This is a genomic window from Bacillus sp. JJ1566, assembly GCF_036962685.1.
In the GTDB taxonomy this organism is placed as follows: domain Bacteria; phylum Bacillota; class Bacilli; order Bacillales; family Bacillaceae_L; genus Ferdinandcohnia.
Map to the genome: position 1 here is coordinate 64,649 of NZ_JBALOP010000004.1, position 11,535 is coordinate 76,183.

An 11,535-nucleotide genomic window follows, 5' to 3' on the forward strand; every position below is an offset into this window, starting at 1 on the left:
AAGTTTCACTGTATCTCGCGTAAGATCAAAGACTAAAAACGCCACGTCCTGATGTCTTCGTCTTTATGACCCACTTCCTGTGGGCCTAAAAATCGGGCGGCAAATACGCCAAGGAGCATTTGAATAAATAATTTAACGGAGGGATCGTTATGGAAATGAAACAAAATATTGTATTTGTTGGGGCCGGCTCAATGGCTGAGGCAATGATTTCTGGAATGCTACAAAAGGAGCTCTTCTTGCCCAGACAAATTTCTGTAATGAATCGCTCCAACCAAGCACGATTAGAAGAGCTAAACAAAACATATGGAGTAACGATTAGCCAAAACAAACAAGAAACAATTGAGAATGCCGGAATCATCATTCTTGCGATAAAGCCAAAGGACGTTGCGGAAGCAGTTTTAGCAATGAAAGATTACGTTAATGAAAACCAGCTGATCATCTCAGTATTAGCAGGGGTTGCAACCACAACCATAACTGACTTACTCAGCAAAGAAGTTGCAGTTGTACGTGCAATGCCAAATACATCTGCTACTATCGGAAAATCAGCCACTGCGTTATCAATAGGAGGGTACGCAAATGAAAACCATCTTCTAATTGCGCGCCAATTATTTGAAACAATCGGGATTGTGACGACAGTAGCAGAAAAAGATCTTCATGCGGTCACAGGTCTATCTGGGAGTGGTCCTGCATATGTATATTATTTAGTTGAAGCGATGGAAAAAGCAGCTGATGATATCGGTCTTGAAAAAGAAATTGCTAAAGAACTAATTCTGCAAACAATTATTGGTGCAGCAGAAATGCTGAAAAGTTCACCGAAGCAACCAGCTACATTACGAAAAGAAGTAACAAGTCCAGGTGGTACGACAGAAGCAGGTTTAAAAGTGTTGGAGCAATATAATTACCAACAAGCAATGGTCTCATGTATTAAGCGTGCTACTGTTCGCTCCGCCGAGCTTGGAGAAGCAATGCTTCAATCCGTTTCACAAGAAAATTGAAAAAGCTAAATTTTTAAAAGGTCAGTGGAATTCTACCGCATCCAAAAAATTGGTGTGCAACGGTAGGATTTTACTGACATTTTTGGTAAAATGAAAGAAAAAACATTTAGACAACCGAAATATTACATAATGGGGAGATTCGATGAGTGCACCGCTTAATAAAGAGATACCACCACAACTAAGTACACCCAAAGAAAAAATTTGGACCCGCGATTTTACTCTTATTTGCATTTCAAACTTTTTTATTTTTCTCGGCTTTCAAATGACATTACCGACCATTCCACTATTTGTCGAACAGCTTGGAGGGAATGACCAACTCATTGGATTAGTCGTTGGACTTTTTGCTTTTTCCGCACTTCTAATCAGACCTTTCGCCGGCCATCAATTAGAAAAAAGAGGACGACGCTTCGTCTATTTACTAGGGCTTGCCATCTTTGTTTTATCTGTTGGATCCTACGGATTCATCCCAAGCTTACTTTTTTTATTCTTGTTTCGAATTATTCAAGGGATTGGTTGGGGCTTTTCAACAACAGCCTCAGGAACAATTGCTACAGACTTAATCCCCGCAAAAAGGCGTGGTGAAGGAATGGGCTATTTCGGTCTATTCGGTAATATCGCTCTTGCGTTTGGACCATCTTTAGGTCTTACACTTGCTGGTACAATTTCATTTTCAAAACTCTTTTCCATTTGTGCCATTCTTGGTTTAGTGGCACTCATCCTATCATCTAGAATCCACTACAAAAAAGTCGATCCAGTAAAAGAAACCCCTAAAAGATGGGATTTTTACGAAATAACAGCCCTCCCACCCTCGATTCTATTATTCTTTATAACTGTTACATTTGGAGGAATTGCAGCCTTTTTACCTATATATACTGTACAAAAGGGAATTCCGGGGATTGAATGGTACTTTCTTTTATTTGCAGTCGCTTTAATGATTACTCGTACGTTTGCTGGTCGCCTTTATGATTTGAAAGGACATCAAGCTATTTTTGCACCCGGTGCATTTTTGATTGTTGCAGCTATGTTTCTATTAGCCTGGTTACCTAGTAGTCTTGTCCTTTATATTGCGGCTTTTCTGTATGGACTTGGTTTTGGTGCCTTACAACCAGCCTTACAAGCCTGGGCTGTACAAACAGCTCCTGGACATCGAAAAGGGATGGCAAATGCAACCTTCTTCTCTTCTTTTGATTTAGGAGTGGGTGTTGGTGCACTAGCCTTTGGGCAAATTGCCCACCTTTTAGGATACCATTCAATCTACATTGCCTCAGCATTCTCTGTTCTAATTTCCATTTTGCTTTATTTTATATGGATTGGTAAAACAACAACTTCACCTTCTGTTTAAGGGGACCCTCTCCCCTTTTTTCGTTTTTCGTCTTAAAACCTCTTATCGTTTCGAATAAATTTGGATAAAATGTATATATCAAATACGCCTCTGCGTATTTGCGCCCAGATTTTTTAGGCCCACACGATGTGGGTCACAAAGACGAAGACATCAGGAAGTGGCGTTCTTAGTCTTTGAACTTTTGCTCGAAAAGTTTCCTTTGAAAATCTGTGGCATCCGCTGGAGGCTCTAGCTTTACTTAGAAGAAGATAAAGACTTCTGCTAAGTAATGCTAAGAGATTGGAGGTTAAGTATGAGGAGAATCCTTTTATTTATATCATTTCTTTTTTTCTTATATGCTGGGTGGACAGTACTTGATAAACTTGATGCTAAATCTGATAATCAATCAGTTTTTGATACTATTACAACTGAGATTGACAAAGTTTCTGAATCTGAGGAACTCACAACGATAAAATCCAAACTACGTGATGGTATAAACTATATCACCACATTATTGCAAAGCTTGGAAGAAAAAGCACCTGAAAATTCAATTATTGACCAGAAAAAAATCGAGAAACCAGAGCTACAAGTACCTAGTGAACAGGCCTTTTCGATACACAATATTGAGCTTGGGGAAAGTAAACAAAGTGTAGAAACAAAGCTTGGTGCAGCGAAACGGAATTCATTAAATGAATATGGAACGAACTGGAATACGTATCATGAAAACTACAATAATTTTATGATGGTCGCTTATGACTCTCGTGATAATGTAGTTGGCTTATATACGAATCAAGACCTTATTTCATCAACGAAAGGGGTTGAACGAGGGACACCAAAACAAGATGCTCTTAATCTACTTGGTAAACCTATGACTCGTATCCAAAAAGGATTTGTGTATTATGAATTTCAGCAGGAACGGGACTACGATGTATTCCAAATTGATAACACCTATGTCACCCTCTTTTACGATAAACATGAAAACAATACGGTGACTTCAATTCAAATTGTTTCAGAAGAACTCGAACGAAATAGAACCGATTTCTATACGGGTGCCAGTGATCAGTTAAAAGAAGGCTTTGAATATCAATTATTTGATCTTACGAATGCATCAAGGGTTAATCATGGATTGGGTGTGCTAACTTGGGATGACCACGTGAAGGAAACAGCTCGAAAGCATAGTTTAGACATGGCAGAGAACAACTATTTCAGTCATACAAATTTACAAGGCCAATCCCCTTTTGACCGGATGCTTGAGGATGAAATTTTATTTACGATTGCTGGAGAAAATCTTGCCTATGGACAGTTCAGCAGTATTTTCGCACATGAAGGCTTGATGAACTCAATGGGACATCGAGAAAATATTTTAAAAAAAGAATATACGTATTTAGGGGTTGGAGTTGCCTTTAATACTGAGTCTCATCCATATTACACGGAGAACTTTTATACAAAATAAGCCAATTCACCTATATACCTTTTAATTTTTGGTTATCCTACCAAAAGAGGTGATTTTGTGAAACTGGTACGATTTTTAGTATTGCTAGGACTTCTCATTGGCTTTCATAGTGTGACTCTTGCTCAGCAAAACGACGTTGAATATGGCCCTTTTACGATTGTTCAAAAGGAGTATATTGATTTAAACGGTGATGGTAAAAAGGATATCATCGAGCTATATGCAAAAAAAAATCAATACAACCTTGCGAAGGAATGGTCATTAAAAATTAATGGTGAGCAATTAGGTACTTATCATAATAAACAGGATTTATACCAATTGGCTGACATGAAGTTTGCAGACGTTCTTCAAAATGGAAAGCAGGATATACTTCTCTATTTTCATTCAATTGGAAGTGGAGGCATCACTGGGTTAACTGTCCTCAGCTATACAGGTGAAAAGGTGGAGGAAATTTTCCCCGACCCTAATACATCTGGCTGGTTTGACGAAGCGAAAAAGCGTTTTTCTATGAAATACATGGGCAATTATCAAGTCGAATTTATTGATAATCAGACTGACTTAGAAGCGGTCATTCCGTTATCAGAGGATCGCTATAGCGATTTTCCTGATAAAGAAGAATTACAGAAACGACTTAAAGGGATTGAAACATGGGTTGACCCTGCTTCCGGCTATCGTTTTGATAAATTAACAAAAATGAAGCCTCAGGAAATCGTGACAATTAGAGCGGTTTCAGGCATTGCCCATTATGATGTCATTGCGTTTTTTGAAACAAGATATGTTTTTGATAATCAAACTCAAAAATATGTGCCAACAAAAGTGGCACTCATTAGTACAGAAACCGGTAAGAAATTAGCCGAAAAACCATATAAATAAACAAAAGCATCGGCAACGGAAAGGTCGATGCTTCTTTGTTTGATAACCACAATTGATGAATAAAGGCACTCTCCAAAGCGGAAAGTGCCTTTGTTTATATCATTAGAAGTTCTCTAATGTCCTCTTCCGTCAGCGCTGTTTTTTCCTCAGAGTCAATAAGGTCTGAAATAAGGTCACGCTTCTTTTCTTGTAGCTCATTCATTTTCTCTTCAATGGTACCTCGGGCAAAAAGCTTAATCACCTGGACAACCTTTTTCTGGCCCATGCGATGCGCTCGGTCTGCTGCTTGTTCTTCAACCGCCGGATTCCACCAAAGATCATATAAAATAACCGTATCAGCACCTGTAAGGTTCAGACCTGTGCCACCAGCCTTCAATGAAATTAGAAACAATTCCCGCTCCCCTGCATTAAAACGCCCGCATAATTCCACTCGTTCGTCCGAAGGGGTTTGCCCATCTAAGTAGAAGAATGTATGTCCCCGGTTAGTTAGTTCCCTCCCAATAAACTCAAGCATTTTCGTAAATTGTGAGAAAATCAAAACTCTCCTTCCGGACAATTTAGATTCATGGATGATTTGGAGAAGTTGCTCAAATTTAGCAGAACTTCCTTTATAGCCGTCAACAAACAATGCTGGATGACAGCATATTTGCCTTAACCGGGTTAACCCTGCAAGAATGCGAATCCGATTTTTACGAATTGTATCCTTATCAAGATGCTTTAATGTATCATGTCTTAACTTCGCTAAATAGGCAGCATAAAGCTTTTTTTGTTCAGGCAGTAACTCCGATGATTCAAGAACCTCAATTTTTCCTGGCAATTCTTCCAGTACATCCTCTTTCATACGACGAAGTAAAAATGGGCGAACCCTTCTTGCGATATCTTTTCTAGTCAAATGACTATATTCCTTTAAACCCTTAAAAAGCTGTGGGAAAACAACATGATAAATCGACCATAGCTCCTCTATTGAATTTTCGATTGGGGTTCCGGTTAATCCAAACCGATTGTCTGCTTTTACTTTTTTAACAGCCCTCGCTGTTTGAGTAACTGGATTTTTAAAAGCCTGTGCTTCATCAAAGAAAACAGTATGAAAGGATAGAGTTTCATACCATTTAATATCACGCCTTAATAGTGGGTAGGATGTAATAAGAACATCCATGCCTTCACTCTCTGTTTGGAGCTCTTTTCGTTCCGCTTTATTTCCATCAATCACAACTGCTTGAAGCTCGGGAGCAAATTTCAATAATTCACGAAGCCAGTTATATGTTAATGATGATGGACAAACAATTAGTACGGGCTGCTTTCTTTCCCGAATATTGGAAAGCTCAGCCACAATAAAAGCAATGCTTTGCACGGTTTTCCCTAGCCCCATATCATCGGCAAGAATCCCGCCAAATCCATAGCTTGCTAAAGACTTCATCCATTTAAAGCCTTGCTTCTGATAATCTCGTAAAATGGGTTCTAAATGCTTTGGAACTTCAATACTTAAATCATCAGGATTTCGAATTGAGTCAAGAAACTGACGGAAAGATTCCTCTGCCGTGAAAATCTTACTATCATCGATTGAATCTAAGAGGGGTAAAGCTTCAATCATTGGCATATTTAAGGTTTCTTCAAAATGATCATCTTGGATTGGAACAGCATGCAAAAACCGCTGAATTTCCTCCATCTCTCTCGTTTCAAGAGATAGAAGCGATCCGTTTTTCAAACGGTAATACTTTCGTTTTTCCTCTAGTGCACCCAATATTTCACGAATCTCCTGATCTGCAATTCCCTTCATTTCAAACTTGAATTCCAACCAATTGGTACGTTCTTTTTTAATCTTCACCCTTATTTTCGGATGTTCATTTTTGGGAATGATGCGATTACGTATGGCTGTTGTGGCATAAATTTGGCAGAGTGGCTGCAGCTTTGGAACGATATGATATAGGAACTCATACTCGAGTTCCTCATTATGCATATAATATCCGCCTTCCGTTTTCGAAAAGCCACTCTCATCCATAATTTCTAGAATTTCACCCTCTTTTTCAGCATCCCTAATGACCATTGGACCTACAGGAAGATCCCGATTCTCTAATGGTTGGATGATGATATTTTCATAGTGGAATTCTAGACCTGCAAGCAACTTGTGTCTCAGACGATCCAAATAAAGCTTTGCAACAAGTGGTGTTTTCATAAATTCCTTGGAGATAGCTTGAGACATATGGACAACGCCGATTTTTTTCAAGCTTGGTACGATTTTTTTCAGAAAAAATTGTGTTTGCTCCTTTGGGATGGGAATATCATTCGCACCAGGGCTTGCGAGCATCTGTTTTAGTTCCAATAATCGGTCACAATCCTCTTCGTCGATTTGGTAAAGAAGTCCGTCACTAAGAACCGTATGGTAGGATTTTAAAATACTCATTTTATTGAAGCCCTTAATCCTTAACCGATAATCACTTTCTTCACCTTCCTCAAATGAAAAATGAAGTGGTGTTGGCTCTTGAACAATTTGAAGCCCCTCATAGGAATGACCATTGTATTTCAGAAAAACCGATGGGCATGCTGAAAATAATGGAATAAGCCCATTCCACGATGATGGTGGAATTATCAATGTGTCATGACTAGCTTTGTAATTTGAACCCGAGATCAATTCAAGAAAAACCTTTTCATCATCGGTTACTTTTATTAATTGGTGAAGAAGAGTATCCGCTTCATGTAAAAAGCAATGTTGGTCTTGGTCATATGTAAATTGTGGAGAAATAACACTCTGCTTCCCTCGTTTTAGATCCTTAAGAAAGTTACGAATATCATGTATTCTTATCTGTTCAATCTCAATTTCCACCCCAAATAAGGTTTGCTCATTTGAAATCCTGACCGGTTTACATGTGAATCGAACATCTAGTACCTCTCTTTTTTCAAAATGAAGTTGGTGACCACTTGAACGAGTAGGGCGATCTATAAATAAGCTCATGAACTCATTTGTTAATTTTCCGTTTTCGGATGATAGGGTTTCATGGAATTCGGACGGTTCCTGATTTTGCTGTTCATGAATCGCTATTAATACTGCTGCAATATGCTGGCAATCCTTATCAAAATTCGCAAGTGATGGACAGGTACATGTAGCCACTAGCTTTCTACTTGTATTTTTTTCAATACTAACGTGAAATTCTTCTGCACCCTTTACAGTTGCCTTACATTTGTCAGGTCTGTACTCCGTAAAAGTCACCTTATTTGTCCGATAAAAAGCGTCCCCTCTTTTAAAGGAGACGGTACCGCACATTTCTTTGATCATTTTATGATTGATTTTGATATCCATGGGTTCCGCTCCTTTCATTTGCTTTAGGGGTTACTGTTGATTAAATCCTTGTTTTTTCACAAAGTCCTTCATATACATACGTTTTGGGTTTTCTAGCATATTTGCCATCTGACCCGTCCATGTATCTGATCGTTTTCCATTTGTACGTTGTGTATAATAATCGAAAATTGTTTGATTGTATGTTGCTAACCCTTGTTTAAATAAGACTTCATCTTGCTGGTATTTCTCTTCATGATAAATATGTTCGACAGGGAGACGTGGCTTTTTATCAGGATATTGTGCCGGATAGCCTACAGCAATTCCGAAAAGTGGAATCACAAATTTAGGGATATTTAAAATTGAACAAACCTCATCTAGATTATTGCGTAAGCCGCCAATATAGCAAGCACCTAAGCCCATTGATTCTGCTGCAAGTACAGCATTTTGTGCAGCTAAGGCAGCGTCAATTGTTGCAACCATAAACTTCTCCGTACTCTCTAATGACGCTGATAAGTCCTTTTCTTCTATTTCGCTAATAACTTGGTGGCGATGAAGATCACCACAAAACACAAAGAAATGTCCATTTTCCGCAACATAGGCCTGATTGCCTACGATTTCTGCAAGCTTCTGCTTTTTCTTGGGATCCTTAACCCCAATAATTGAATAGGCTTGAATAAAACTAGATGTTGAGGCGGATTGGGCACATTCAACAATCGTACGGATTTGTTCATCTGTTAATAATTTTTCTTCAAATTTACGAATCGATCGATGATCCATAATCGTTTCAATAACTGAATTCATTGTTATGTAACCTCCAATTATGCTGACGTATTATTCAGATTTTATATCGAACCTAAAAAAATCCTTAGCCATGTATGTATGTTGAAAGATTTGCTGCGCTTCCTCAAGAAGCTTTTGACTATCGTCCCCTTGATACCTTGAACTAATATGTGTCAAAATCAACTTTTTAACCCCAGCCTGCATAGCAACATTAGCTGCTTGTGTAGTCGTTGAGTGAAAATAATCATGAGCCAAATCTTCTTCATTTGAACTAAAGGTTGCTTCATGAACCAGGAGATCTGCATCTTTTGCTAACTCAATGCTTTCCTGAACATAACGAGTGTCACCCAAAATAGTTACAATGCGTCCTCTTTTAGGAGGACCAATATATTCCTCGCCATTTAATTGACGGCCATCCTCAAGAACAACGGTTTGACCTTGTTTTATTTGTTGATAGATAGGACCTGGCTTGATTCCTTCTGTAGAAAGCTTGTCAACCAATAATGTTCCAGGCAGGTCTTTTTCAACAATGCGATACCCAAAGGATTGAATCCCATGCTCAAGCTCCATTGCAATGACACAAAATTGGTCATCCTCAAAAACCACGCCTTCTTCGATTTCAACCACTTCAAGCGGATATCGAATATGAGTCGTGCTTACTTTTAATGAAGTCTCTATAAATGCTTTTATTCCCTTAGGACCATAGACAGTTAATAAGGACTGCCCTCCCTGAAAGGAGCGACTTCCTAAAAATCCAGGCAATCCAAATATATGGTCACCATGTAAATGAGTGATAAAAACCTTTTCTATTTTCCCTGGTTTGATGGTTGTATATAAAATTTGATGCTGTGTTGCCTCCCCACAATCAAACAACCAGGAGGCTCTACGTTCATCAAGTAATTGTAAGGCAATTGAAGTGACATTCCGCTCTTTTGCAGGTACTCCTGCACCCGTTCCTAAAAATATGACTTCCACTTGAGAAATCCTCCAATAAATATATTAATTTTTTACTATTATCTTTCGTTGTCCCTTTACCTACTATATCATATTCTGCCTTTTGTTCTCTAGAAGAGCGACAATTGGCCGATGACTTTGATTTGTTTTACGGAATATCCGTTTCTTGTTAAGGCATACTTAAAGTGAAAACTAAAAAAAATAATTTGAATTAGTTGATTTACTAAACAAAAAAGTATAAATTAAATAGATATTACCAATGCGTGAAAAATGGGGGATTATTATGACAAATAGAGCACCAAAATCAATTTTGATTATTTTTGGAGCAACAGGTGATTTGGCGAATCGAAAGCTTTATCCTTCTATATATAATCTTTATACAAAAGGAAAACTTTCGGAGGATTTTGCCGTAATCGGTGTGGCAAGACGTCCATTAAAAAATGAAGAATTCCAACAAAATGTAAGAAATTCTGTAGCTGGACGATTTGACGAACAACGAGATGATATCGAGAAGTTCTCAAAACATTTTTATTACCATCCGTTTAATGTAAATGACACTGCTTCCTACAGAGAGTTAAAAGTACTTGCAGAAGAATTAGATTCAAGTTATAACACAGGTGGAAACAGGATCTTCTATTTAGCCATGGCTCCGGAGTTCTTCGGAACAATTGCTGTCAACTTGAAGTCAGAAGGACTAACATCAACAGACGGCTATACTAGACTCGTAATTGAAAAACCATTTGGACATAATCTTCCTTCTGCAAAACAACTAAATGAACAGCTTCGCCATGCCTTTTCAGAGGATGAAATTTACCGAATTGACCATTATTTAGGTAAGGAAATGGTTCAAAATATTGAAGTCATCCGTTTTGCAAATGCAATATTCGAACCACTTTGGAACAACCGATACATATCCAATATCCAGGTCACTTCAAGTGAGGTACTAGGAGTAGAAGACCGTGGTGGCTACTATGAAAAATCAGGTGCTCTCCGTGATATGGTTCAAAACCATATGCTTCAAATGGTTGCCCTATTAGCAATGGAACCACCAATTAAATTAAACACCGATGAGATTCGTAGTGAAAAAATAAAAGTGTTACGTGCCCTTCGACCATTAGAAGAAGAGGACGTAAAAAAATTCTTCGTAAGAGGACAATATGATGGCGGTACAATAAATGGAAAACAGGTTCCTGGTTACCGTGAAGAGGAAAAGGTAGACCCTCAGTCAAATACTGCTACATTTGTTGCCGGTAAGCTATTAATCGACAATTTCAGATGGGCAGGTGTTCCATTCTATATCCGCACTGGTAAAAGAATGAAGGAAAAATCAACACAGATTGTTGTTCAATTTAAGGATATTCCGATGGATTTATATTATAAGGAAGACAATGAGAATCAAAATCCAAACCTGCTAGTCATTAATATTCAACCTGACGAAGGAATTACACTTTATTTAAATGCAAAAAGACCTAGTCAAAAGACGATGACTATTCCAGTTAAGCTTGATTATTGCAATAACTGCATCGACGGTATCAATACACCAGAGGCTTATGAAAAGCTCATTTTTGACTGTATGATGGGTGATACGACAAACTTTGCTCACTGGGATGAAGTTGCCCTTTCATGGCGCTACGTTGACTCCATTTCAAAAGTTTGGGAAAATCAAATTGCGACTGAGTTTCCGAATTATCCTTCTGGTTCTAACGGTCCAAAAGCAGCCGATGAATTATTAGCTGAAGATGGATTCCACTGGTGGCCGGTTGAAGACTAAATCATGCAAAAGACCCCTTCTCCACTGAGTTGGGGTCTTAAATCAAATACGCCTTAGCGTATTTGCGCCCGAATTTTTAGGCACACACGAGGTGGGTCACAAAGACGAAGACATCAG

General features: G+C 38.4%; 8 protein-coding genes. 5 read left to right on the forward strand and 3 right to left on the reverse strand.

The annotated features are described in order from the left end of the window. Positions 1-149 precede the first annotated feature (149 nt). From proI to V7112_RS03605, 4 genes are all read left to right on the forward strand, one after another. On the forward strand, positions 150-995 hold the full coding sequence (proI, locus tag V7112_RS03590) for a pyrroline-5-carboxylate reductase ProI (protein WP_335415557.1): 846 nt from the start codon (positions 150-152) through the stop codon (positions 993-995). Positions 996-1,137: 142 nt separating this feature from the next. Further along, positions 1,138-2,337: an MFS transporter gene (locus V7112_RS03595; protein ID WP_335415560.1), complete on the forward strand. Its 1,200-nt coding sequence runs from the start codon at positions 1,138-1,140 to the stop codon at positions 2,335-2,337. Positions 2,338-2,629: 292 nt separating this feature from the next. Beyond that, positions 2,630-3,769, forward strand: coding sequence for a CAP domain-containing protein (locus V7112_RS03600; protein ID WP_335415563.1), 1,140 nt, complete (start codon positions 2,630-2,632; stop codon positions 3,767-3,769). Between the two features lie 57 nt (positions 3,770-3,826). Then, a complete protein-coding gene (locus tag V7112_RS03605; RefSeq protein WP_335415566.1) occupies positions 3,827-4,639 on the forward strand; it encodes a hypothetical protein in 813 nt (270 codons plus the stop codon). A 94-nt stretch (positions 4,640-4,733) separates the two neighbouring features. On the opposite strand, the gene V7112_RS03610 is transcribed toward V7112_RS03605, so the two are convergent. The 3 genes from V7112_RS03610 to rnz are packed head-to-tail and all read right to left on the reverse strand — an operon-like array spanning position 4,734 to position 9,668. Next, entirely contained in the window at positions 4,734-7,934 is a 3,201-nt protein-coding gene (locus tag V7112_RS03610; protein WP_335415570.1) for a DEAD/DEAH box helicase, read from the reverse strand. 30 nt (positions 7,935-7,964) lie between these two features. After that, positions 7,965-8,714 carry an oxygen-insensitive NADPH nitroreductase gene (gene nfsA, locus V7112_RS03615; RefSeq protein ID WP_335415571.1) on the reverse strand — a complete coding sequence of 250 codons (750 nt, stop codon included), beginning with the start codon at positions 8,712-8,714 and terminating at the stop codon, positions 7,965-7,967. 30 nt (positions 8,715-8,744) lie between these two features. Continuing rightward, positions 8,745-9,668 (reverse strand): ribonuclease Z, encoded by a 924-nt coding sequence (rnz, locus tag V7112_RS03620; protein ID WP_335415574.1) that lies wholly within the window; start codon positions 9,666-9,668, stop codon positions 8,745-8,747. 262 nt (positions 9,669-9,930) lie between these two features. Here rnz and zwf point away from each other — a divergent pair, with 262 nt between their 5' ends. Beyond that, positions 9,931-11,418 (forward strand): glucose-6-phosphate dehydrogenase, encoded by a 1,488-nt coding sequence (zwf, locus tag V7112_RS03625; RefSeq protein WP_335415577.1) that lies wholly within the window; start codon positions 9,931-9,933, stop codon positions 11,416-11,418. Positions 11,419-11,535 lie beyond the last annotated feature (117 nt).